The sequence below is a fragment of the Alteromonas sp. RW2A1 genome, assembly GCF_001886475.1.
Taxonomy (GTDB): Bacteria; Pseudomonadota; Gammaproteobacteria; order Enterobacterales; family Alteromonadaceae; genus Alteromonas; species Alteromonas hispanica.
In genome coordinates this window covers 1,235,848-1,261,044 of sequence record NZ_CP018031.1, presented here as the reverse complement: position 1 = coordinate 1,261,044, position 25,197 = coordinate 1,235,848, and the positions used below count along the sequence as shown (strand labels likewise).

The 25,197-nt window shown below is 43.8% G+C and carries 23 protein-coding genes; 5 read left to right on the top strand and 18 right to left on the bottom strand.

Features of this window, described 5'->3' with window-relative positions:
• Positions 1-271: 271 nt before the first annotated feature.
• Positions 272-730: a hypothetical protein gene (locus tag BM528_RS05685; RefSeq protein ID WP_071979052.1), complete on the bottom strand. Its 459-nt coding sequence runs from the start codon at positions 728-730 to the stop codon at positions 272-274.
• Positions 731-1,039: 309 nt separating this feature from the next.
• Entirely contained in the window at positions 1,040-2,005 is a 966-nt protein-coding gene (cysK, locus tag BM528_RS05680) for a cysteine synthase A (RefSeq protein ID WP_071979051.1), read from the bottom strand.
• Positions 2,006-2,218: 213 nt separating this feature from the next.
• On the opposite strand from cysK, the gene BM528_RS05675 reads away from it, so the two are divergent.
• Together BM528_RS05675 and BM528_RS05670 are read left to right on the top strand one after the other, a co-directional pair.
• Complete coding sequence (locus tag BM528_RS05675) at positions 2,219-3,055, top strand: AAA family ATPase (RefSeq protein WP_071979050.1); 837 nt, start codon at positions 2,219-2,221, stop codon at positions 3,053-3,055.
• The gene (locus BM528_RS05670) at positions 3,055-4,236 is read left to right on the top strand and encodes a vWA domain-containing protein (RefSeq protein ID WP_071979049.1); all 1,182 of its coding nucleotides are present in this window, start codon (positions 3,055-3,057) and stop codon (positions 4,234-4,236) included. The genes BM528_RS05675 and BM528_RS05670 overlap by 1 nt, the downstream gene beginning before the upstream one ends.
• A gap of 54 nt (positions 4,237-4,290) precedes the next feature.
• On the opposite strand, the gene BM528_RS05665 is transcribed toward BM528_RS05670, so the two are convergent.
• The 9 genes from BM528_RS05665 to cmoA all read right to left on the bottom strand — a co-directional run bounded on the left by BM528_RS05665 (position 4,291) and on the right by cmoA (position 14,563).
• Positions 4,291-5,655, bottom strand: a complete 1,365-nt coding sequence (locus BM528_RS05665; RefSeq protein WP_071981177.1) for an MATE family efflux transporter — start codon at positions 5,653-5,655, stop codon at positions 4,291-4,293.
• 143 nt (positions 5,656-5,798) lie between these two features.
• On the bottom strand, positions 5,799-7,052 hold the full coding sequence (gene moeA / locus BM528_RS05660) for a molybdopterin molybdotransferase MoeA (protein ID WP_071979048.1): 1,254 nt from the start codon (positions 7,050-7,052) through the stop codon (positions 5,799-5,801).
• Between the two features lie 187 nt (positions 7,053-7,239).
• A complete protein-coding gene (locus BM528_RS05655) occupies positions 7,240-7,923 on the bottom strand; it encodes a phosphoglycolate phosphatase (RefSeq protein ID WP_071979047.1) in 684 nt (227 codons plus the stop codon).
• 87 nt (positions 7,924-8,010) lie between these two features.
• Complete coding sequence (locus BM528_RS05650; RefSeq protein WP_071979046.1) at positions 8,011-9,765, bottom strand: sugar phosphorylase; 1,755 nt, start codon at positions 9,763-9,765, stop codon at positions 8,011-8,013.
• Between the two features lies 1 nt (position 9,766).
• Entirely contained in the window at positions 9,767-10,993 is a 1,227-nt protein-coding gene (locus BM528_RS05645; protein WP_071979045.1) for a glycosyl transferase, read from the bottom strand.
• A 12-nt stretch (positions 10,994-11,005) separates the two neighbouring features.
• The gene (locus BM528_RS05640) at positions 11,006-11,815 is read right to left on the bottom strand and encodes an HAD-IIB family hydrolase (RefSeq protein ID WP_071979044.1); all 810 of its coding nucleotides are present in this window, start codon (positions 11,813-11,815) and stop codon (positions 11,006-11,008) included.
• On the bottom strand, positions 11,815-12,684 hold the full coding sequence (locus BM528_RS05635) for a kinase (protein ID WP_071979043.1): 870 nt from the start codon (positions 12,682-12,684) through the stop codon (positions 11,815-11,817). The genes BM528_RS05640 and BM528_RS05635 overlap by 1 nt, the downstream gene beginning before the upstream one ends.
• Positions 12,685-12,779: 95 nt before the next feature.
• Complete coding sequence (gene cmoB, locus BM528_RS05630; protein WP_071981176.1) at positions 12,780-13,754, bottom strand: tRNA 5-methoxyuridine(34)/uridine 5-oxyacetic acid(34) synthase CmoB; 975 nt, start codon at positions 13,752-13,754, stop codon at positions 12,780-12,782.
• Positions 13,755-13,831: 77 nt separating this feature from the next.
• Positions 13,832-14,563: a carboxy-S-adenosyl-L-methionine synthase CmoA gene (gene cmoA / locus BM528_RS05625; protein WP_071981175.1), complete on the bottom strand. Its 732-nt coding sequence runs from the start codon at positions 14,561-14,563 to the stop codon at positions 13,832-13,834.
• Between the two features lie 173 nt (positions 14,564-14,736).
• Here cmoA and BM528_RS05620 point away from each other — a divergent pair, with 173 nt between their 5' ends.
• Positions 14,737-15,372 carry a response regulator transcription factor gene (locus tag BM528_RS05620; RefSeq protein WP_071979042.1) on the top strand — a complete coding sequence of 212 codons (636 nt, stop codon included), beginning with the start codon at positions 14,737-14,739 and terminating at the stop codon, positions 15,370-15,372.
• 279 nt (positions 15,373-15,651) lie between these two features.
• On the opposite strand, the gene fadE is transcribed toward BM528_RS05620, so the two are convergent.
• The 4 genes from fadE to purM all read right to left on the bottom strand — a co-directional run bounded on the left by fadE (position 15,652) and on the right by purM (position 20,911).
• The gene (fadE, locus tag BM528_RS05615) at positions 15,652-18,114 is read right to left on the bottom strand and encodes an acyl-CoA dehydrogenase FadE (RefSeq protein WP_071979041.1); all 2,463 of its coding nucleotides are present in this window, start codon (positions 18,112-18,114) and stop codon (positions 15,652-15,654) included.
• A gap of 358 nt (positions 18,115-18,472) precedes the next feature.
• A complete protein-coding gene (locus BM528_RS05610; RefSeq protein WP_071979040.1) occupies positions 18,473-19,234 on the bottom strand; it encodes a DUF3108 domain-containing protein in 762 nt (253 codons plus the stop codon).
• The gene (purN, locus tag BM528_RS05605; protein WP_071979039.1) at positions 19,221-19,871 is read right to left on the bottom strand and encodes a phosphoribosylglycinamide formyltransferase; all 651 of its coding nucleotides are present in this window, start codon (positions 19,869-19,871) and stop codon (positions 19,221-19,223) included. Before purN ends, BM528_RS05610 begins: the two co-directional genes overlap by 14 nt.
• The gene (gene purM, locus BM528_RS05600) at positions 19,868-20,911 is read right to left on the bottom strand and encodes a phosphoribosylformylglycinamidine cyclo-ligase (protein ID WP_071979038.1); all 1,044 of its coding nucleotides are present in this window, start codon (positions 20,909-20,911) and stop codon (positions 19,868-19,870) included. Before purM ends, purN begins: the two co-directional genes overlap by 4 nt.
• A 496-nt stretch (positions 20,912-21,407) precedes the next feature.
• Between purM and BM528_RS05595 the strand changes: the two genes are divergently transcribed.
• Positions 21,408-22,835 (top strand): DUF2066 domain-containing protein, encoded by a 1,428-nt coding sequence (locus BM528_RS05595; RefSeq protein WP_071979037.1) that lies wholly within the window; start codon positions 21,408-21,410, stop codon positions 22,833-22,835.
• A gap of 6 nt (positions 22,836-22,841) precedes the next feature.
• Complete coding sequence (hda, locus tag BM528_RS05590) at positions 22,842-23,579, top strand: DnaA regulatory inactivator Hda (RefSeq protein WP_071979036.1); 738 nt, start codon at positions 22,842-22,844, stop codon at positions 23,577-23,579.
• Between the two features lie 84 nt (positions 23,580-23,663).
• Here hda and BM528_RS05585 read toward each other — a convergent pair whose 3' ends face one another.
• The 3 genes from BM528_RS05585 to arsC are packed head-to-tail and all read right to left on the bottom strand — an operon-like array spanning position 23,664 to position 25,070.
• Positions 23,664-24,083, bottom strand: coding sequence for a DUF2069 domain-containing protein (locus BM528_RS05585; RefSeq protein WP_071979035.1), 420 nt, complete (start codon positions 24,081-24,083; stop codon positions 23,664-23,666).
• 1 nt (position 24,084) lies between these two features.
• Positions 24,085-24,717, bottom strand: coding sequence for an NAD(P)H:quinone oxidoreductase (gene wrbA / locus BM528_RS05580; protein WP_071979034.1), 633 nt, complete (start codon positions 24,715-24,717; stop codon positions 24,085-24,087).
• A complete protein-coding gene (gene arsC, locus BM528_RS05575; RefSeq protein WP_071979033.1) occupies positions 24,714-25,070 on the bottom strand; it encodes an arsenate reductase (glutaredoxin) in 357 nt (118 codons plus the stop codon). Before arsC ends, wrbA begins: the two co-directional genes overlap by 4 nt.
• Positions 25,071-25,197 lie beyond the last annotated feature (127 nt).

The window sequence follows — 25,197 nt, the reverse complement described above, 5'->3', positions numbered from 1 at the left end:
TCTACAACCAGTTTCGCCATCAAAAGTATGTGATGTCGGCTATTGGCACAAAGCGGCACTATGAGCTTTGAAACCTGAACGCCCGCTGATTTGTCTTTAGCTGACCATGGTAAATTACTCGATGGGCGACCGTAAATCGCTTATTTACAATAGTCGCCAAAACTAGTTTTGAGGCAAAACATTGTTAGAGCGAAATGCAAGCTAAGTAATACTCCTCTAACTTTAATGTCACGGTTTCAGACTATTATTCTGGATGTGATATAAAGCGAGGCTATAAGTAGGTATCAGGGTGAATCTTGTTCACCTTCCAATCACCATCTTCTTTGATAAGGTCGAGACTGCGTAAGTCTTCTATTTTGTCTTCACCATACATACCGCTTAAAAATACAGTGATGGTCGATTTTTCGGCAAATTCAGTTCTGCCTATTTTGCCTGCTGTTTGAGGTGTCACCGTAACGGTGTCGTACTTCAAGTTGAGTAAATGGCGCTGTACATTTTTGTTGGTATGGTAGCGCTTTAGTATTCGGGTCATCTTTTCGCTAGATAAAGAAATTGCTCTATCTAAATTATCGTCTTCGTAAACACTGTTTAGAAAAACAACAGTTGTGTATTCTGGTGTACTCTCGTCAAGCATGCCGTAACGACCAATACCTTTTTCTTTTTCTCCACATGCACTGAGCAATAGTAGGGAGATAAGGCCAAACAAGGTATACAACTTATGGGCGTTCATTTTACAAGCCTCCTGAGGCGAAAAAGGTTAAAGGGCAAATATGTGTTTAATGACGTACTATGCCAGTTCTTTATTGACCTATACTGTTATTGTTTTGTCGTATTGTAACGATAATTAAGGACTAATAACTAAGTACTACTAATTAAGTGCTAAGGGTAACAGGGTAGCAAATAATGTGCAGCTATCCGTAATGTAAACGTCAATTTTTAATACAAAAAAAAGCGAGGGACTAAATATAGTCTTCCTCGCTTTTCAGTACGCTATTACAGCATTTTACTGTACGCGTAACGCTTTTAGTCTACCGTTCAACTATTGAACTTCTTCCTGTTCGTCGAACGCACCAGCAAACATTGGGCTACTTAAGTAACGCTCTGTACCGCTAGCAAGAAGAACAACAACAATCTTATCTTTGTTTTCCGGACGTTCAGCGAAACGCTTCGCTGCCACAACCGCTGCACCAGAGGAAATACCTGCTAAAATACCTTCTTCTGTCATTAGCTTGCGTGCCATGTCCATGCAGTCTTCGTTAGAGACTTGCTCAACTTCGTCGATAAGGTCTAAGTCAAGGTTTCCAGGAATAAACCCAGCACCAATACCCTGAATTTTATGTGGACCAGGAGTTAATTCTTCACCCGCTAATGCTTGTGTGATTACCGGCGAATCAGTTGGCTCAACCGCTACAGACGTAATAGCTTTGCCCTTGGTGTTTTTAAGGTAACGGCTTACACCTGTAATGGTACCGCCTGTACCCACACCCGCTACGAATGCATCAACTTTACCGTCGGTGTCTTCCCAAATTTCAGGGCCTGTGGTCTTTTCGTGAATAGCTGGGTTAGCAGGGTTGTCAAACTGCTGAAGCAGTACATACTTTTCAGGATCAGAGTTGACGATTTCTTGTGCTGCGGCCACTGCGCCTTTCATTCCTTTAGGAGCCTCTGTAAGCACTAGGTTTGCACCTAATGCTTTAAGCAGTTTGCGGCGTTCCAAGCTCATACTACTTGGCATAGTTAGCGTTATTTTGTAACCACGTGAAGCAGCAACGAACGCTAAGGCAATACCCGTATTACCACTTGTAGGCTCTACAATCTCTTTACCCTTTGTCAGAACACCGCGCTCTTCTGCATCCCAGACCATGTTTGCACCAATACGGCACTTAACGCTGAAACTTGGGTTGCGAGACTCTATTTTTGCGTACACATTACCAGAGGTAACGCGATTTAGTTTCACTAGTGGCGTACGGCCAATGGCTAGGGAATTGTCGTCAAATACGTTCATCTTTTATCCTTAACTCGTTCCTGATTCACAAGCAAACCCCAAAAGTCGTGATCTGTACGGCCAATATAATAGTTAATAATTCATAGCCTGAATTTGGGGATTTCTTTATACCCCTATATGATTGGTCCTAAAAGTAAAAATGCAAAGTGTTTTTTAGCTATATGTTATTGTTAAATTACATGAAGACGAAGAATTAAACGGAGTATAAGAAGAATGGCTTTTAGCGGCACGTCTAATTACATCGCAACCAAAGACCTACAGCTCGCTGTTAATGCGGCAATCACACTAGAGCGGCCTCTACTTATAAAGGGTGAGCCGGGCACGGGTAAAACCATGCTTGCCGAGGAGCTTGCCGACAGTTTAGGTACCGAACTAATTCAATGGCACATTAAATCAACCACGAAAGCGCAGCAAGGCTTATACGAATACGATGCGGTGTCTCGTCTTAGAGATTCGCAGCTAGGCGATGATAGAGTGCACGATATCGGTAACTACATTGTAAAGGGGAAACTGTGGGAAGCGTTTAGCGCAGAAAAACGCCCGGTGTTACTTATTGACGAGATAGACAAAGCCGATATCGAGTTTCCAAACGATTTATTGCTTGAACTCGATAAAATGGAATTTTTCGTTTATGAAACCCAAGAGCGAGTCGTTGCCGCTCAGCGTCCCATTGTGATTATTACGTCGAATAATGAAAAAGAGCTGCCAGATGCATTCTTGCGCCGTTGTTTCTTCCATTACATTCAGTTTCCTACGCCAGACGACATGCGAGAAATTGTTAATGTGCATTTTCCCGACCTTAAGAAAAACTTGTTAGACGAAGCACTGTCTGCATTTTTTAATCTACGTGACGTGCCAGGGCTTAAGAAAAAACCGTCGACGTCTGAGTTAATCGATTGGTTGAAACTGCTAGTCGCAGAAGACATTCCACCAGAGGCGCTTCACAACAAAGACGGTAAGGCTTCAATCCCACCACTATACGGGGCATTACTTAAAAACGAGCAAGATATTCACCTTTTTGAAAAACTGGTCTTTATGGCGAGACGCTAATGCTTATTGAGTTTTTTTTCACGCTGAGAAAGTATCAAGTAAAAACCACTCTTCGTGAGTTGCTTGATTTGTTGCGCGCATTAGAAAAGCATGTGGTTTATGCAGACATAGAGGGCTTTTATAGCCTGTCTCGCACCATAATGGTTAAAGATGAAACTCAATACGATAAGTTTGATCGCGCCTTTGCGCACTATTTTGAAGGTGTTGAATCTATCGATCTGTTCGGAAAGGAAATCCCTGAAGAGTGGTTGCGCAAAGAACTTGAAAAGAACTTAAGCCCAGAGGAGCGCGAGGCGCTGCGCAAAGCCGGTGGGCTTGATGAGCTTATGGAAACTCTTAAAAAGCGGCTGGAAGAGCAAGAAAAACGTCACCAAGGCGGTAATAAATGGATAGGCACAGGGGGGACTTCGCCCTTTGGTGCTTATGGAGATAACCCTGAAGGGGTTCGCATTGGTCAAAAAGGAAATAGAAAGTTTTCTGCTGCCAAAGTGTGGGATAAGCGAGAGTTTAGAAACCTCTCTTCCGATGTGGAGTTAGGCACCCGCAACATAAAAGTTGCATTGCGCAAATTGAGAAAGTTTGCTCGAACTGGCGCCAGTGAAGAGCTGGACGTGAGAACTACCATAGGCGAGACCGCTAAAAAAGGTGGCATGCTAGATATTCACATGGCACCAGAGCGTCACAACGCGGTAAAGGTGCTGATGTTTTTTGATGTGGGGGGATCAATGGACCCACACGTTAAAACTACGCAGGAGCTTTTTTCCGCCGTACAGTCAGAGTTTAAGTATTTAGAGTATTTCTACTTTCACAATTGTGTGTACGAGGAAGTATGGAAAGACAATCTTAGACGCAATAAAGAGCGCATTCCTATTTGGGATATCATTCATCGCTACGGCAAAGATTACAAAGTTATCTTTGTTGGCGACGCCACCATGGGACCCTATGAAATTACCTATCCGGGTGGAAGCGTAGAGCACTGGAATGAAGAGGCGGGCAGTGTATGGATGCAGCGGCTGCTTAATCATTTTAGTAACGCGGTGTGGCTAAACCCACAGGCCGAAAACTATTGGCCATACTATTCTTCCATTAAAATAATGAGAGAGATTATGGAAGATAAAATGTATGCGCTAACGCTCGAAGGACTAACAGACGCTATAAAAGGATTAAGCCGTTCTCGCTAGCTAAGAAATAAACAAAACGCCCTCGATAAAAAGAGGGCTAGCTTGTAAGTACAATTACGCTTTTAACACGGCGGTTTTTCGTTGAATATAAAGTAGTCTTGCACCAAGTAGCACAGCTGCTGCACTTAGCCCCACAATAAATCCAATCCAAAAGCCGGCAGCTGCCATCGGCTCAGCGGTAAGCCACGATGTTCTTCCCAAAACAACGCCTGTGGGCAAGCCAATAAGCCAATATGATACAAACGTGATTAGGAACATGGCGGTAGTGTCTTTATAACCCCTAAGCGCATTGGCAGATATAACCTGCACTGCATCAGATAGCTGAAAAAGTGCTGCATAGATAAGTAGCGCATTGGCAAGGGCGTAAACCTCGCTGTCGTTTGTATACAGCCCGATAATAAACCCCTTAGCCACTAGGGTAAAAGTAGCAGTGCATGCAGAGGTAACAAAGCCAATTAAAATAGCACTTCGCGCAGCTATTTTTGCTTGGCGTATATTGTTTTGCCCGATGCGATAGCCAATACGAATAGCCACTGCCATGCCAATGCTCATAGGAAACATAAACATAAGGGCTGAAAAGTTCAGTGCCACTTGATGAGCGGCAACCACATTTGCACCAAAGGGAGCGATAAGCAGCGCTACTGCAGAAAACAGTGTCACTTCAAACAATATGGTCATCGCGATTGGAAGTCCCATAGCGAAGGTTCTACCAATGACTTTTAAGTCTGGGCGATACCAATAAGTAAACAGGGCGTATTTTGCTAGCGCCGGTGCAAACTTTACGTAAATGATAGTGGCTACGAGCATGGTATAAATCACAAGGGCAGTAGCAACACCGCACCCTGCGCCCCCCATGGCGGGAAGGGGGCCCACCCCATAAATAAACAGGTAGTTACCGACCACATTTGCCATCAAACCAATGACTGTAATGATCATCGTAGGTTTAGTTTTCCCCAACCCCTCGCAATAGTTTCTCAACCACTGATATATGGCAAAGCCTGGCATTGCGATAAATACATAGATAACGTAGTCGACGGTGATCGTGTGTAATTCAGGTGCCATCGGAAACAACGAGACTATGGCCTCGGTAAAGGGCACAAGTGCGGCAATAAGCAAACCAACGAACAGTACTAAGTAGCCTGCTTGCTGACTTGCATTGGCTATGCCTGAGATATTTTTGTTGCCATGAAGCCGAGAAATTATAGGGGGTAGAGCAAGGGCGATACCCTGTATAAAACACAGAAGAGGAATGGTAATACTAAAACCTAGCGCTACCGCGGCCATGTCGGTTGCACTGTATCGCCCTGCCATAATTGTGTCGCTTACACCCATTAACATTTGGGTTATTTGCGCAATAAGCAGCGGCCACGCGAGTTTTAATACATCTCTGGCTTCAATAAAAAAGCGTTGTTTTATCACAGGTATAAATTCTCTTATTTGTTTTATGAAAGCCCAACATGGCAAACGTATGGTCAACGAAATTATTATAACGCAGCGCTTTGGCGCTTGGTCTCTGGCCATCAGTGCCTGACTCAGCCATTTCAAAAATAGCGTCACATGTTCTATGTAAAAGGAATAACGGGAATAGCGTCACCTTTGTTCAGCTCAGCGAGTTCTTCATGCACTACCATAAAACAATTCGCTGAGGTGATAGAGGTCATCACTCCCGAGCTTTGGTTTTTTAACGGTGTAACAACAAGGTTGCCTTGTGTATCAGTGCTCATTAGCGCACGCTGGAAATCACGGCGGCCTGGACGACGCTTGATGTCTTTCGTCAATGTGGCTGTAACAGTGAATAGACCTAGGTCATCTTGTCGGCCCTGCATTTTGCGAATTATAGGCAATACCAGTAGTTTGGCGGTGACGAATGAAGAAACCGGATTGCCTGGAAGCCCGCAAAATACAGTGTCATCAAGTTTACCTAGCGCAAAAGGTTTACCGGGTTTAACTGCGATCTTCCAAAACTCGATGCTGCCCATTGAATCAATGACGTCTTTAACATAGTCGGCATCACCAACAGACACGCCACCACTACTTATCATGATATCAACGGTGTTAGACGCTTGATGAAATAAGTCTGACAGCGAGGCTTTATCGTCTTTCACTATGCCAAAATCGATAATCTCGACATTTTCGTCCTCGACAATGGCGCTTATACCCGCACGGTTCGATTCAAAAATTTGCGTGTCGCTGCATGCTTCACCGGGCGCTGCTAATTCATTGCCCGTGGCCACAATGCCAACGCGAAGCTTTCTGTAGACAGGTAGCGTGTTTAATCCTTGAGACGACAATAGCATTAAGTGCTCAGCCCTAAGTAACGTTCCTTTTTTGATAAGTACCTCTCCGCTGGCAATATCATTGGCTTTCACACGAATATTTTCACCAGCATTAGGGAGGGTATGGACAGTCACTGTGTTTGCATCGCTAGAGCTAGTATTTTCTACCATCACCACGGCGTTTGCACCCTGAGGAATAGGTGCACCTGTCATGATTTTATAAGCATGTTCTGAATGAAGAGGTGTCGCGGCTCTGTCACCCGCGGTAATAACACCCTGCACAGTGAAAGTTTTACCGGAAGAATCCGTTGCTTCGGTATTGTCGTTAGCTAAAGAGCTGGATTCGGCAGTGACATGAATAGCATAGCCGTCCATAGACGAGTTATCCCATGGTGGCACGTTTGTCGAGGCAATAATATCTTCTGCAACTACTCTACGGTGAGCTTTTGCTAAACTGACATATTCAACGTCGCTCACTGCGTGAGCTGTTGCTCGCGCTTTTATCAGTGCGTCTTCCAAAGAAAGCCAGCTTGTCGACATACCCGTAACTCCCTGAATTATTTAACAGGCGGATAGTACAGAAAAAAGTATATTTTACCAAAGGGTAATGTCTCTATTTCCGCGTGTTGATCTTTGTTGTACGAATTATGTTCTAAGCGATGAAGTTTTAAATTCTAAGGCATTTTAATTGTGAAACGGTGTTGCAGGCTCAACTAATCTAATGCATTTAAGCCACTATGGATGCTATTTCTTTAAACTTGCTAAACACCCAGTCGGGTTGGTAAGTACTGATATCCTCTCCATAATTGTAGCCATAGGTTAAGCCTACACTGCGCATATTTGCAGCCTTTGAAGCTAAAATGTCGGTTTTCGAATCCCCCACCATAACGCATTCGCTCGCGTCAGTGTTTAGTGTTTTACACACATGGTTGAGAGGCAAAGGGGAGGGCTTTTTTTCTTTAAGTGAATCGCCACCAATAAACAGCGTAAAAAAGCTGTCTATGCTGAGTGCCTCAACAATAGGTGCAATAAACTTTTTGGGTTTGTTGGTAACCAAAGCAAGAGTAAACCCCCGAGCGGCCAGGCTTTTTAACGTGTCGTAAACTCCTGGGTATAAACTAGACTCTTTACAAACGTTGCGGTCGTAGTGATATAAAAAGCGCTGAAAAGTGTGTTCTATTAGCTCTTCGCTATTTAGTTGGTCTGGGGTGTCAGCATTGTTTACCCCGTTTGCTAATCCTCGCTCTACAAGTACTTTTGCACCATTTCCTACCCAGTTTCTAATAACGCAATTGCTGTGCGTAGGCATACCTACATCGTCAAGCGCAGCATTAAGTGCAATGGCTAAATCGGGCACAGAGTCGACTAAGGTACCGTCTAAATCAAAGATAAAAGTGGATATAGGTTGCATAGATTATAAAACCGAGAATGTTGAAAGGAGATGAAAAGGCGCGTGAATATATTCTTCTCAAGCGCCTTCAAACATTATAAGCAGAACCTATTCAAAGTCTTGGTTACTTATCCATAAGGTCTGATAGGGTTTTAACTGAATAAAGCCGCTAGAAAGACAAATTTCATCCCGAGTGACTAAATCTATCCAATTGTCGGTGCCTATTAAATTAATGTCTGACAATAGAATCGTTCTTTCTTCATCGCAAATGTTGCTTACACAAAAGACGCTTTGCTTTCTATCGAGGCTTTGACGCCAGTAGCCAAATATCTCGTTACCGAGTTGTAGCGTAAATTGAGTGGCATTAGGATGAAAAGCAGGCTGCGCTTTTCTGATCCGTATCAGCTGCGACAAACGCGTGAGCACTTTATGATGCTGTGAGTGGGGCGAGTCTAGTAACACCTCTAACTCATCGATATCCCAGCGGCGTCGGTTTATACTTCGGTTTTGGCCGGTATTCGCGACTTTTTCATAGTCGTTAGATGTGCCAAGCAGACTGTGAATATAAAGCCCCGGAATACCTTCCATTCCCAACATAATTGCATGGGCGCAAATAAAGCGGTCTACCTGATATTTATCAGGCCCCTTGGTTGTGCCCTGTAAGGCATCGAACAAGGTGATATTTATCTCATAGGGCTTTTGCTTTCCGTGTTCGGATGCACGCCAAGAAATTTTACCACCAAAATTTTGCATGGTGTGCACTAGCTCAGATATTTCCTCATCGTCGAGCAGTCCTTCGGCTGGGCGTAAGCCAATACCATCATGAGAAGCAATGAAATTAAAATATGCCGTGCCGTTTTGCGCTGGTGGCATACTCATCATCCAGCTTTTCAAGTAGGTACAGTCTCCGGTAACTAACGTATTTACAAGCAAAGGAGGCAGTGAGAAGTTGTAAATCGCATGGGCCTCGTTTGCATTACCGAAATAGGTTAAATTCTCCCTATTTGGAATGTTGGTTTCAGTAATTATGATAATTGAGGGATCGACATGTTCAATCAATGTACGTAATAAGCGCACAACCTCATGGGTTCGCGACAAATTAATACAATTAGAGCCAACAATCTTCCAGAGAAATGCCACGGCATCCAAGCGGAAAAGCTTAGTTCCTTTATCGATATAAAGTTTAATAATATCGACAAAAGCAAGCAGCACTTTGGGGTTCCTAAAGTCAAAGTCGACTTGGTCGTGACTAAAGGTACACCATACATGTTTTACACCGTCGGCGGTTTCTGTTTCTCTTAGTAGCGGCGACACACGAGGTCGCGTAACCATAGAGAGATCGTCGCTTGGATCAGCGGTAAAGAAAAAGTCGGACCCAGGACCTTCGCTCTTGATGAAGTTATCAAACCATATGCTTCTTGCGGAACAATGGTTAATCACCAAGTCTGTCATTAGCCCATAGTCTTTTGCTATTGCCTCGATATCATCCCACGATCCCAAAGACTCATTCACGGTGGAATAGTCGATTACCGAAAAACCGTCATCGGAACTGTAGGGAAAAAACGGCAGAATATGCACATTATTAACGGTATTTTTGCAGTATTGATGCAAAAAGTTGTTTAGCGTTACCAAGGGACGTTCATTCTCTCGAATAACGCTGTCCCCGTAGGTAATCATAATAATGTCCTGCTCATCCCAATAGTTGTAATGTGATTTTGGGGAAGCAATATCTTCACTCGACGCAATGCCAATTGCAGCTAATAGCTGTGTTGCTAGGGTGTCATAAGACACATCTAGCGACACATCGGCGTAAATCGTTTCTAAATGGTGCTTTACTTTGTCATGGAGAGGGTCCCATGCCATATTATTTCTCCATATATTCAGCGGTATCGGCTTCAACGGCTTCAAGCAAGCGCTCTAGAATATCAGGCACTGCACTGGTAACGCGGTTCCAGCTTGGTATAAAAGGGGTTTCCATTGGGTTTTCCAAGAAATTCTGACCCGCTTTCATAATGTTACTTGCAAACATCTCTACGGCTTTTTCTTCGTTATGAATATCGAGGTTTAATCCGTTCATAACTGCGTCGTTGTGATACGTTTCGATAAAGTCTAACGCGATCCTGAAGTAGGTGGCTTTTATCGAACGGAACATTTCATTACTAAACGTGTAGCCTTGAGTTGCTAGTTTTCTGAATATGGCTTTTGTAATGTCGATAGACATCTTAGAAAGACCACCTTCGTCATTGTTGAGGGATAGGTCTTGGTGTTTGTGATCGTAAATATCGCAAATATCGGCCTGACACAGTCTGTTGTGTGAATAATTACGGTGCATTTCAGACAATACACCTATCTCTAGTCCCCAGTCACTTGGGATACGTATATCGTTTAGCACATCACGTCTAAATGAAAACTCTCCGGCCAGTGGATAACGGAAACTGTCCATAAATTCTAAGTATTCATTATCTCCCATTATGCGTTTAAGTGCTCTTAGCAACGGAGTAACTAATAGGCGAGAAACGCGGCCATTTATTTTGCCGTTGGCCACACGAGCGTAATATCCTTTACAGAACTCGTAGTTGAAGTTTGGGTTAGCAACCGGATAGATGAGTTTAGCAAGTAGGTCTTTTTCATAGGTTACGATGTCACAATCGTGAAGCGCAACCGATTCTGCGCGGTTCGATGCAAGGATATACCCCATGCAATACCACACATTTCTGCCTTTACCCATTTCTTTAGGGGCAAGGCCCTGAGCTTGAAGTTCTTCGTCGATTGCGCGTAAACGAGGTCCATCATTCCACAGCACGCGGTGGTGTTGCGGTAACTTGCTAAAAAACGAAAGAGCATGCTTGTACTGATCTTCGTTAGAGCGGTCGAGTCCGATAACAATTTCAGAAAGATAGGGCACGTTTGTGAGTTCTTCAACAATATGGGGTAGGGCTTCACCTTCCAACTCAGAAAATAGTGACGGCAAGATTAGCGCCATTGGACGTTTTTTTGAAAACTGCAGCAGTTCTGCTTCAATTTCCTCGGTGGGTCTACGAGCTAAGTTGTGTAATGTGGTTATAACACCGTTTTGATAAAAATCAGCCATGTGTCCTCCTGATCATAAAGATAATAATTGGGTAAGCATTTCAGTCCAGCCTTCTGGACCATTTAGGGTGCTGGTATATACCTCTTCTTTTTTTACATCTGGCGGAGGATTTACCGGTGAAAGTATTCTTATTGATATATCTGCAGCTTCTAACATAGCGATGTCGTTTTTGCCGTCACCTAAGGCTACGGTCTGAACGGCAACGCCATTTTGTCTTTGGTATTCTTTTGCTAGCCAAGAAAGGGCTTGGCCTTTGTCACAATTACCCGATACGTGTATAAAACGTCCGCCCTCTAGAGGAAACGCGCCTCGTTGGGTAATAGCGTCTAAAAATATCTGTTTGTCGTCATCAGAACCTTCCCATAACACGGGCTCGCCAAACTGACGTTTCGCGGCGAGAGAAGCCGACTGCTCATCAAGACCCGTGCAAGCTTGAATGTCTTCTATAGACATTTTTGAAAATTGCTTATAGCTACCTTCAAAGTCTCCGCTTATTTTTTCTAGTAGTTTTATCCAATGGTTTTTACTAGATATAAAGGCCTTGCACCAATAACCGTCGACCCAAACAGTACCACTTGGTTTTTGTTTAAAAAATCCATGAGGGATAAATATAGCCGCGCCGTTCTCAATAATAAAAGGGCCGGTTAAATTTATGTCCTCTCGCAAGGGCTGTAATTCAGCGAAGGTTTTGCTGGTGGTTGGGATAACAGGTATGTTTTTTTTATCGAGTGCTGCCAAGGCTGGTTTCGCCGCCTCAAAAGAGTACGTATGATGGTCTAACAACGTGCCATCCATATCGGTGAAAACAAGCGTTTTTGTCATTACTTCAAGTCCTGTTGTGAAATCGTTCTTTGTTCATCGAGATGGAAAACGGTATTACACTTATCTGGCAATGTAGCGAGCGCATGCTCTGTTAAACGCTGATAGTGCTGAATAAAACGCGCGACTTCTTCGTCACTCATAATGCCGTCAGCCTGGTTTTTTGTGGCTCTAGCAAGCTTGTGCTCTTGTTCTAGACGCCACTGATAAACACAGTCAAAAGATGGTGCTGCTAACATCACACTATAATCTATCTTTTCGAAAAGTGTTTGATATTGATCCTGCAATTCACCATTGACAAATGTGCGCCAAGTGCACAACGAGTCTTCGTTTTCTTCTAACGCATTGACGGGAGTTCTAAGTGCTGATTTGGCTTGCGGTGGTACACCAACACACCAGCCCTCGAGAATTATCACATCGGGCGTTTCGCTAATAAGCGGCCAGTTGCCAACAGGAAACGGGTTGTCAGATGCTTTATCAAAGCGCGGCAGTCTTGTCGGTTCACCATTTGTTAACTTTGCAAAAGTTTCCAGAGCTAGAGGGATATCGTGAGTACCCGGCACGCCTCGAGTTCTTAATAGTGGGTGTACTTTGATAGCAAGCGCATTGCGGCTCGCTTTATCTAGATAAAAGTCATCTATAGAGAGAGATACCACGCGTAAATCATGCTCAGTTTCTAAAAACGTCTCTATAAAATTAGTGAGCGTAGATTTTCCAGAGCCTTGGCAGCCATTAATGCCAAGGATAAATGGTTTTTTTGCACCTTTTTGGTGCTTAATGAGCCTTTCACAGAGTGGGGTGAACCACTTTTGTGCAGTATCTGCATAGCTACTTGGCAAATGATGGGCTGTTAAAAAGCCATGTATGTCCATGTTATTACCCTAATCAATACAGAATTCGCACTCCATAGCTGATTAGGGTTACAACATCTGTGCCAACAAAGCGGGTAGCAAGAATAGGCAGTAAATTACTTTTTGTTGGCCACAATAACGGCTCTTTGTGGTGCAGGGTAGCCTTCAATGGTGCGAGTAATATCTGCCGGATCAAGAAAATCTTTCAAAGACTGTGTTTCCATCCATTCTGTTGACCGCTGCTCATCAAGAGTGGTGTGATTAACATCAACAACGCGAATATTTTCAAATCCTAGCCGACCCAGCCAAACCATGAGCGCCTCAGAACTTGGAAGAAACCAGACATTGCGCATTTGAGCGTAGCGCTCGCCGGCCATTAGCACTGTATTTTCGTCGCCATCAACCACTAGCGTTTCAAGTATGAGTTCCCCGCCTTTTCTAAGCTGGTTTTTTAGCTGAGTGAGAAACTGCATAGGATCTTTTCGGTGATAGAGTACTCCCATGGAAAAGACAGTATCGAAGGCTTTAAGCGGCTGCATGTCCTCTATGCCCAGCGGCAAGAAATGTATGTTCCGCTGCCCGACAAAGTGTTTAATTGCCTGAAACTGGATTAAAAACAACTGCGTAGGATCAATGCCATAAACGCCAGCAGCGTCATCTCCTAGCATTCGCCACATGTGATAGCCACTGCCACACCCTACATCTAATACATACCTGTTTTTTAACGGCGCTATATGGGGTGCTACCCGATCCCATTTCCAGTCAGAGCGCCATTCAGTATCGATATGAATATCGTGTAGAAAAAAGGGACCTTTTCGCCAAGGCATAAATTGCTTCAACAACCCTGAAATTTGTTTCTTAGTGTAGTCGTTGATGTCAGATTCTTTGCCAATAGTAACGCTGTCACCTAATTCAACAACGCTTGGCGACGTGGTAGGAAGCTTATTAAGCAAGCGACACCACTTGTCGAATTCACCGTGTTTGTTATGTTGTTGCCAGGTATTAATTTGTGAAGGTAGGGTTTGAAGCCACGATGAAAGCGGGCTATCCAGCAAGGATTTATAACAGTCGTTAAACCATTCCTGCGCAATTTTGCTCATTATAAACTCATTTATTTAAGGTAAAATTCCCTATGCGAGTTGATAGGGAATCGATAGCATTGTTGATGCTATTTTTTGATAGCAACCATGGACGTGAAATTATAACACTTGAACCACATCACTACATCGTCGAATCCCGCGTCTAATAGTCGACGTTCATGCTCTTCAAACGTGTCGGTAAGCATGACTTTTTCAAGTGAGGCGCGTTTTTGGCTTACTTCCAACTCGCTGTAGCCGTTATTGCGTTTAAACTGGTGATGGAGGTCGATTAACAATTCATTACCGGCTACTGAGGGGTGACGTATCTTCTCTGACAGCACGAGTATTCCACCTGGATTAAGTCCGTCAAATATGCGCTCTAACAGTGCCTTTCTGTCTGCAGGAGGTATGAACTGAAGAGTAAAGTTCATAATCACCATTGAGGCATTTTCAATGCTTACGTCCTGTGCCATTCCTTTTTTAACTGAGACAGGGTTGGGCAAAGAAAAAGTCTGCACAATTCGCTGACATCTTTCTACCATGGCTTCAGAACTGTCAACGCCGATAATCTCGCAGTTGATATTCTGAGTGGCTCGGGCCACTGAAAGACTCGCAGCACCTAAAGAACAACCCAAATCGTATACACGACTTCTTTCGGTAACTTTCATGCTCGCAAGTTCGCCAATAGCATGAATTATTGATTCATAGCCTGGTACAGAGCGCTGAATCATGTCAGGAAACACATCAACCACCGACTCATCAAAGGTAAAGTCAGCGACTTTTGTTAGTGGAGTTGCAAAAAGGTTGTCGTGTTTCTTCACGTAATACTCATAGGTTTTGGTTTGGTGTCGTAATTTTACCGTTTGAATACCAAATGCCAAATCAAAACGTGATTTAAATGCTGAATTTATAGCTTTTTTGTTGTTTAGGGCTTTTCGTCACTAGCCTAAAGTATTAATCTATACACATATTATAAAAAGGACGTAGTACGTTAATGACTAGAATCTTAATAGCCGACGATCACCCGTTGTTTCGCGAAGCCTTGAGCGGTGCGCTTACTCCCTATTTTGAAAATGCTCAAATCATTGAAGCAGAAAGTCTAGACACTGCTTTGGCTAAGCTTGGTGAGTACGACGACATTAAATTAGTACTTCTTGATTTAAATATGCCAGGTGGTGAATATTTCAATGGACTTATAACTCTTAAAGAACAATATCCAAATGTTCCAATTGGTGTAATTTCAGGAAGCGATGGTGTTGAGGTTGTTGCTCAGGTAATGAGCTTAGGCGCACAAGGTTTTATCCCTAAAGTATCGGCAACACGAGAAATAGCTCAGGCTATTGTCGATATCATAGCGGGCAAGAAATGGCTTCCAGAGGGTGTTGCTGAACAGCTTGATAAAGTGGATGACGAACTTAAAGTGCTATTACAGCGATTCCGCGAACTAACGCCTAAGCAAATTCAGGTTCTTTCATATTTAAGAGCAGGCTTGATGAATAAGCAAATCGCTCATGAGATGAACGTGACAGAAGCCACAATTAAAGCGCACATCAGCGCCATATTGCGTAAATTAGAGATTAACACGCGTACTCAGGCCGTGTTGCTGATGGATAAACTCCAACTAAGTTAAAACATTCGTATTTTGAACGCCAATATACGTATACAAATCCGGAAAGCTTGACCAAGCTATCCGGATTTTTTGTTTTTATTGCCCTGCACTTTAATAATACCAGCCCGCCTAGATACTTAGCCACTCACTTAGTCACTTACTTAGCTACTCAGCGTGACTTAAAATATTCGTAATCGCGGCGTGTTATCGCAGGTATAACTTATCTTCAGATATATTCTAGACATAAAAAAGGCCACTGAATGTGGCCTTTATACATTTGAATTATCTCGCAGTTAATGGCTATGCCGCCTTACCGCTTTTCTTCTTCGCTACAGTAGATGAATTGATTTTTGCTACCAACTCTTCGTGGTCGAAGTCGTCAACGTTAATTGTACGAAGTCTTCCTGCTTCTGTTTTGTGCATCAAGTCTGCTTCTGACTGGTCAATGATACCTTCAGCAAGTGCTTCATCAGCAAGAACATCTAAGCGTGTAAACGGAAGCTTAGCTTTCTTGTGTTTACAGATGCGGTCGAAGATAGGCTCGCACAGTAAAACATCATCGAGAGTTTGTTCAAGATCACCAAACAAGCTGCCGTCTTCACGACTAAGGTACTGACCATGACCAAGGCGGCTTCTTGATGTTGACGGTGTTTGAAGCATTTTTGCAATAGCATGCTCGGTTTTGTCTGAAGGTTTTCCAACGCGACGACCAACAGGAAGTACCATTACACGAAGTGCAACAGCAATGGCCTTGTTAGGGAAGTTTGCAAGGAAGTCTTCAATAGCAGTCTCTATATCGTGAAGGGTAGTTTGCATTGCCCAATGTAGAAGCGGCAAATCTTCCTTCAAGCGACCTTCTTCGTCAAAGCGCTTCAACGTGGTGCTACCCATATAAATACCACTTAAGATATCGCCTAATCGGGCAGATAATCTCTCGCGACGTTTAAGGTCTCCACCAAGCACACCCATAGACACATCGGTAAGAAGCGCCAGGTTTGCACTGTAACCTTGCATTAGCTTGTAATAACGAGCCGTTTCGTCTGTAAATGGAGCACTACTAAAGGCACCATTTGTGAGCGAGAACCAAATGCTACGTACTGTGTTAGCAACAGCGAAACCAATGTGACCAAATACGGCCTTATCGAATGCGACTAATGCTTCTTTTTTGTCTTCAATGGCTGCAGCTTGCAATTCTTTGAGAACAAAGGGATGACAGCGCATTGCGCCCTGACCAAAGATCATCATGTTACGAGTAAGAATGTTGGCGCCCTCTACGGTAATAGAGATAGGCACACCTTGGTAGCCGCGGCCTAAATAGTTATTAGGGCCAAGCATAACGCCCTTACCGCCATGAACGTCCATGGAATCATCCATTACTTGTCGCATTTTCTCCGTCAGATGGTATTTACAAATTGCAGAGATAACAGATGGTTTCTCGCCCAAGTCAACACCGACTGTTGAGAAGCGTGTTACGCCATCCATTAAATAAGCATTACCACCAATGCGGGCCAACATTTCTTCTACACCTTCCATATGACCTACTGGCATACGGAACTGACGACGAATTCGGGCATAAGCACCTGTGGCAAGAGAAACAGACTTCGCGCCACCAGCAGCTGAAGACGGTAGAGTGATACAGCGACCTACTGACAGACACTCCATCAGCATACGCCAGCCGCGTCCGGCCATTGCAGGCCCGCCGATGATATAGTCGATTGGTACAAAGATGTCGTCCCCTTTAATAGGACCGTTTTGAAACGGTGTATTAAGCGGGAAGTGGCGACGTCCAATTTCTAAGCCCTTGGTGTCGCGAGGGATTAGCGCACAGGTAATACCTGGATCGGCATTGTCGCCTAGTAATCCATCAGGATCTTTCAGTTTAAATGCCAAACCGATAACAGTGGCAACCGGCGCAAGCGTGATATAACGCTTGCTAAAAGTTAGGCGCATGCCTAGTACTTCTTCACCGTTAAACTCGCCCTTGCATACAATACCTACATCTGGAATTGCCCCTGCGTCTGACCCTGCTTCTGGACCAGTAAGAGCAAAGCAAGGAATTTCTTCACCCGCCGCTAGGCGTGGTAGATAATGGTCTTGCTGTTCCTTCGTACCATAATGCTGAAGAAGCTCGCCCGGGCCTAAAGAGTTAGGAACGCCAACCGTACTTGATAATACGGCACTAACACCGGCTAGCTTCTGCAAAACGCGAGATTGAGCGAATGCAGAAAACTCGAGACCGCCATATTCTTTTTTGATGATCATCGCAAAGAACTTGTGCTCTTTGAGGAATTGCCAAATCTCTGGAGGCAGGTCTGCGTCTTTGTGATTTATTTGCCACTCGTCAACCATTGAGCAGACTTCTTCACAAGGTCCGTCGAGAAACGCTTGCTCTTCTGCGGTTAAGCGACCTTTTGGAATGCGATGCAATTTATCCCAATCTGGCTTCCCACTAAATATATCGCCATCCCACCAGACAGTACCGGCGTCGATAGCTTCTTGTTCAGTGCTCGACATTTCAGGCATAACCTTGCGGTAAAATGCCAGTAGCTTTTTAGAGATGTGTTGTTGTCTGATATTCGACAGCGTAAACGGCAGTGTTAATGCAAGATACACTAACCAACCAAACAGGCCAATATCGCCAAAAAAGGTGCCTAAAACCATGACGCCTGCACCCATAGCGACTGCTGTCACCAGGCTGGTACGCTGATAACTAGCAATGGCTAGCGTCAGAACGACCAGTGAGAACCATATAAAATCTGCCATACATCACTCCTGAAAGGCGTTGAACATTACACTTGTCTGCTTTATTACGCGTTGGCTCGTTACAATCTTGAGAACGGCTTTTGAGGTCAGACCAGCATGCCCTAAACCTATTATTTATAAGCCCAAAGATCAAGATTTTTACATGAATAATCTATTAATCACGATGTTAATAATGGGCTTTCATACACTGTTTTTAACAGTATAGTGGTTGGTGGGAAAAGTAGTTAATAAGAATGGACAGCCAAAAAAGGAGAGGGCTGTAAAATAAAAATAGGCTCTTACGACCTATTAAACACCGCCTGACAATAGGCGGCGCTAAAATAACAAGCAGCGTTTTTTGTAGAAGTACGCAGAGTATTTATAACAATGTGAAAGCGTTGAGCTTAATGTCACCTTGTTCGTCGCCTTCTTTAAATTGTTGTAATCTTACTAATGCGTAATTCAATTCTGGTGCAAACCATGCAAAGGTCTCGCGCTTTTTAGATTCGCGGATGAGCTTCACTTTTACCGCAGCGATTTTTCCATAGGGTAGTGAAAGAGTTTCGTTTGCAACCACTTCAACGCCATACTGTCTGCGTTGCCCTCGATAGTTCACAAAATCATAAGTAACAGAGGTTTCACCATTAGCCAGCTTTTTCGCTAAATCTAGGCGATAAATCTGATTATCAAACTCGCCATCCCAAGGGTATTTTTCACCGTTATCTACGGATATTTGCCCATCATTTTTTTGGGTAAAAGTGACTTCTAAAGACTTATCCGGGCCTGTACCAGAACGACTATAAGAATACTCTGAGGCTATCACCTCACCATCTTGAATGGAAAAAATAGAGTGCTCAGTGCGTTTGTCGGATAAAAAGAATTTGGATACTTTCGAAGTGTAAAGCAGGGAATACTTATCATCAGTAAGTTGTAACAGCTCAATTGAAGCCTCACCCACATCGTCTCCCCATTTGTAGGCTGTGTAGGTGGCTTTGTAGGGGTCTAGATTCAGCGCTGCCTTTGCATCAGTATCAGCATCAGATTTTACAACGCTGTCAGCGAACGCATTCGCTGACAGAGCCGAAAAAACAACGAAAATAAACGCCCTTGCTGCTACTTTAAACGGTTTAATCGTTTGCATAGCCTGTTTCTGGTAGCTCTTGCTCATCTAAGATAGCCTTATTGTCTCTCATCGATAACCTGCCAGCGCTGAACCAGCGAAGAACAAGAGGATAAATGCGCCTTTCTTGTTCTTGTACTCGCTCAGCTAAATCGTCAGCACTATCATCTTCAAACACAGGAACTCTACTTTGAATGATAACAGGGCCTCCATCAAGCTCGGGCGTAACAAAGTGAACACTAACGCCGTGCTCTGTATCACCGTTATCGATTGCCCGTTGGTGAGTATGTAAACCTTTGTACTTGGGCAACAAAGATGGATGAATGTTCACTAATTTACCAGCAAACTCATCGACAAACTCGGGTGTTAGGATGCGCATAAAACCAGCAAGAACAACACAATCGGCGCCAAAGGCATTTATTTGCTCCTTCAGCGCGCTGTCGTAAGACTCTCTGTCTTCAAATTGTGTATGGTCTAGACAGACCGCGTTTATGCCCGCATTTTTTGCGCGCTCCAGACCGTAAGCGTTGGGACGGTTACTAATAACGCCGCTAACTACGGCGTTAAGACGACCGGAACTAATTTCATCTATTATTGCTTGTAGGTTACTTCCGTTGCCTGAGATCAGGACACAAAGTTTTGTCACAGCGTTGCTCACTCGTTGATCTCTACTTGTTCATCGTTGCCTTCTTTTGCTTCGATGCTACCAATCAACCATGCGTTTTCGCCTTGCGCCGACAAAATGTCTAGGGAGCGCTGAACGTCATCTTCGTCAACCACGATCACAAGGCCAACGCCACAGTTAAACGTACGATACATTTCATGACGAGTTACGTTGCCGTTAGACTGTAACCAAGAGAAAATCTCGGGCCAATGCCATGTGGTTTCATCAATAATAACCTTCGCGTCATCTGGCAGCACACGAGGAATATTTTCCCAAAAGCCACCGCCAGTGATATGTGAAATGGCGCTTACTTTAACTTCGTCAAGTAAAGCGAGAACCGACTTAACATAAATGCGCGTTGGCTCCAGCAGGTGCTCTATGATGGGCTTGCCGTTTAAATCTGCGTTAACGTCGGCGTTGCTCACTTCAATAATTTTACGCACAAGAGAGTAACCGTTTGAGTGAGGTCCTGATGAGCCAAGAGCAATAAGCTTTTGTCCAGGTTTAACATTGGTACCGTCGATTACGTCTTCTGCCTCTACAACACCGACGCAGAAACCAGCGATGTCATAGTCACCTCCATGATACATGCCTGGCATTTCGGCGGTTTCACCACCTATTAATGCGCAGCCAGCAAGTTCACAGCCTGCACCAATACCAGTCACTACCGATGTTGCAACGTCAACATCTAGCTTACCCGTGGCATAATAATCGAGGAAGAATAAAGGCTCAGCACCTTGCACGATGAGGTCGTTCACACACATAGCCACAAGGTCAATACCTACGCCGTCATGTCGATTAGCATCCATGGCAACGCGGAGCTTGGTACCTACACCGTCAGTTCCAGAAACTAAAAGTGGTTTTTTGTATTTCGACGGTAATTCACACAGCGCGCCGAAACCACCTAAGTTACCTTTAACTTCAGGTCGGTGTGTTTTCTTTGTTACTGACTTAATGCGCTCTACAAGTTGATTTCCTGCGTCAATATCTACGCCTGCGTCTTTGTAGCTTAAAGAGGTTTTATTTTCGCTCACGGTTGGGCCCTGGAACTAAGAGGTAGAAAACCGCGGATTCTACCAGCAACTCGGCGCAAGTCCAATTTGTAGCGGCGATTTTGTGGGCTTTTTTCCAATAAGGCGTGATACTGTTTGATAATTCTCTACGGCTTGATGAAAGATTTTCTATTTTCGTAAAGTTTTGATTTGTTTTCGAGATGGCTTTTTAACAGTACAAAATGAATACGGGGCGTGCTAATCATTGATGCACGTTGGCTGTACATTATTACAGCAAACTTCAACAAGTGCTGAGGCCAGAAAGCTTAATGAAATACAGAAAAATTGAGATTAAATCGGCACTTAATTTAATTTTTCTCGGTTTAAGGATGAAATAAGCGCAAATATAAAAGAGAATGGAGTTTTGATTTTGCTTTTCCATTGTCCAGCTTGAATAAGGCTAGTGCAGTGGCGCGTACAATTTTTCAGTTTAGGGAATTACAGTGAACACGGATCAGGTAGAGTGGGAGTTAGTGTAGTGAGAGTGGATGATTTGCGTTCTTTATTGTTGTCAAAAGAAGCGTCTTCAAAAGATGCGGCTTCAACATATGTGGCTTCAAGACATGTGGTTTCAATACGAGAATATTCGCATCAAGGTGCTTTGATGCTAAAAGCGCTTATGTTATTTGTGATGTGCGCCACTGCCTTTGCTACAAATGCAATTGAAAGAATTGTGGTAAACGAAGCAAAAGTTCTTGTTGATGACCAGAGTTCTCGCACGCAGAAAAGCGCAGCAAAAAAAGCGCTACGTGAAGTATTTCTTAAAATGTCGGGCTCGTCTGAAACGTTAAGTAATGCAGGTGTAAGAGCTGCACTCGCTTCACCAGAGGCCTTGCTTCGTTCGTATCGCTATTCCTACAACGGTGACGAAACTTATTATGTTGCGGAATTCGATTCGTCAAAAATTGCTGAAATATTGCAGCGAGAAATGTTGCCGCTCTGGGGAGATAGAAGGCCCGAAACTTTGATTTGGCTGGCGATACAAGACGAAAAAGAAAACAAAGTTATTATTGATGAAGCGCTGAACCATCCTATTTCTGAGGCTATAAACACCACAGCTAAGAAACGAGGTTTGCCATTAAGTTTGCCGCTCATGGATTTAACCGACAGCGTCAACATTTCTACCTACGACATTTGGGGGCGCTTTGTGGAGCCTGTCCGAAACGCGTCCGAGCGATACCAAGTTGACAATATTATTGCCGCTCGCGTTTATAAAAACGACGCCACCTCGGTGCCAGATTTCCCCCGCGAGCCTGAAGTGCCTGCAAGCACAGAGAACGAAGAAACTTATGAATTATCCGATGAAGACGATTTTTCGAGTATAGACGAGTTAGTACAGAGCCAATTTGATAACGGCAACGTCGATAGTGTTGAAGCGGTGCCTAACGGAGCGATGACGGGGCAACAAACAGAGCAAACTGCGCCATCCAGTGTAAAACCTTTCACCATGGATGAATTTGAGGAATATGCAAAGCGTGCTGAAGCAGGTGACTTTGGCCTTGACTGGGTGTTTATTAGTAATGACAGTGTCAGCTATGGCAGTATTTACGATGACACTCCAGCGGCGCTAGGAAATGCTTTGGTCGATGCATATGCCAATTATCTCTCATCACAATACGCCGTGATTGGTGTTAACGAAGCAGACCGTGAAATACTTGAAATTTCTGTTGCTAACGTTGGCTCACTTTCAAGTTATGCCAGTTTGAAACGCTACTTAATGTCACTAAGCGTTATTGAAAATGCGGCGCTAATAAAGCAATCAGGCACAGTGGCGACGTTTTCGGTTACATTAATTGGCACGAGTGATGACTTAATGAATTCCGTTGGATTAGAAGCTAAACTGAACCCCGTTACCGATGCCTACGGGCAACCTGTTCAAGGGTTTAACTTTTACTGGAACAATTAGTCATTTATGCAATTACCACTGCCTGTAACGTTACCCGTAGACGAAAACTTTGATAGTTTCGTTAGGCATGGGAATGAAGAGATAGTGACCTTACTAGAAGATATCGTTTGCGCGTTGCCAACATGGCGCACGTCCGATTCGTTAGGTCAACTCGTCTCTCTTAAAATGCCTTTAGTCACGTTATTAGGAAGCGGGAGTGCAGGGAAAAGTCATTTATTGTTCGCAGCATGCCACCATCTAGCATCTAAGCAGGTTAGCCACCTGTATTTGAATCTCAATGATTATAAAGCTTGGTCTCACGACATTTTTGAGGGGCTTGAGAACCTCTCGCTTATTGCGCTTGATAATATTCACGCTATTGCTGGAAATGCTGAGTGGGAAGAAGCGCTGTTTGACCTATTGAACCGAGTGGTAGAAACACAAAATGCATTGGTGCTTTGTGCTAGCCAACTCGGCCCGTCTAACCCTGCCTTTTCATTACCCGATTTGCGTTCTCGTTTAGCATGGGGGGTTATTTACCACATCAATGCACTTGACGACACCGGCAGAGAAGTAGCGTTGCGTTTGCGTGCAAAAGAGCGAGGCCTTCAATTATCCAAGCAAGCCCTAAACTTCTTACTGCACCACAGCGAAAGAGACTTAAAAAGCCTAATGACACTGCTTGGTAGGTTAGATACACGTTCGCTACAGGAGCAAAAACGGCTCTCGGTAGCTATGGTAAAACGAGAGTTGGGTATTGTATAACCCCTTTTTCCTGCGCTGACACGCCGCACTTACTAGCATTTTAAGTCTCGCTGAGTGGGTAAGTATCTTTGCTCAACGATATTACTATTTGTTTTGCTCGAAGTAGGCTTTTTCTTCTTCCATTTCTTCTTTAAGTTTCTTTATTCCCAAACCAAGCTCGCGCCCACGTTTTCTCGCAAATGCACTACAGCCAATAAACATGGTAGTGCAAAGTATCAGTTCAACTACGCCGTACCATCTTTCAGCCGGAACTGCATAAACTACGGTGCATGCATGGATTAAATAAAATAAAACCACAAAGTTAGCCCAAGCATGGGTGTAAGGCTTTCCTTTTAATACTCCTCTGTAGGGCAGTAAAAGCGGTAATAAATAAATTAACACTATAAATACGGGGGAATAGGTGTGTACCTTAGTGAATGTGAACTGCCATAATGTTAGCCAAACAATTAATAACGTATGACTTATAAGCGCTAAGTAGCGGAAAAAGCGCGTGTCTGAGGCCATTCTAGCTCTCCGAACCTGGTTGTATTTGAAGTTTCTTTGCAAAAGAGGCAAGACGCTTACCCTGTGCTATGCAAAGTGTTTTTTCATCGTCACTCAATTGAGTTTTGTTACTGTTGGTTTCATGAGCCACATGAGTGACGCCATAGGGACTACCGCCAGTGGTGGTAGTGTGTAGCTCTGGCTCGCTGTAAGGAAGACCGCAAAACATCATACCGTGGTGAAGAAGCGGGATCATCATAGAAAGCAAAGTCGATTCTTGACCGCCGTGCATTGAGGATGATGAGGTAAATACACAGGCAGGCTTATCTATCAAAGATCCTTTCAGCCATAAGCTGCTCGTAGAGTCTAAAAAGTATTTCATAGGCGCCGCCATGTTGCCAAAGCGAGTAGGGCTCCCTAATGCCAATGCGCTGCATGATTCCAATTCGTTAATTGTAACGAGTGGAACGTCAAGTTCGCTGTCTCGGGTAGTCAACGACTTTACTTCGCTGTCCTCTTGCTTCTCAACTTTCAAACCAGGAACGGTGCGAACAATAACGGGTACATTTTCTGATGTAACACCCTGGGCAATAGCATCTGCTAGTCGCCGAGTGCTGCCATGATTGCTGTAGTAGAGTACAAGAACTGGGTTCACGATAATATATCCAACACATTTTCTGGAGGACGACCAATACGCGCTTTGTCACCACAAATGACAATAGGTCGCTCAATGAGTTTTGGTGTTTCTGCCATTGCGTTGAACAAACGTTTTTCCTCTATTGAAGGGTCTGCAAGATGCGCTTCTTTATATTCCTGCTCCTTTATACGCATCATTTGGCGAACCGATTCAATGTTAAGTTTTTTAAACACTGCTTTTAGTTCTTCCTCAGACAAAGGCGTCTTTAAATATTCAATAATTGTTGGTGACACCCCTTTTTCTTCTAGTAAAGCCAAGGTTTGCCTGCTTTTAGAGCAGCGAGGGTTATGTAATATAGTCACATCAGTCATATTTTGAGTGCTCTCAGTCTACTATTTTGCGCAGACTATTGCGTTTTTAATCAATGATTTCAAGCTATATTAGGGCGTGTTGAACTTTGTTGTACATTTTTGCAGCGGCCTGTGAGCATTTTACCCT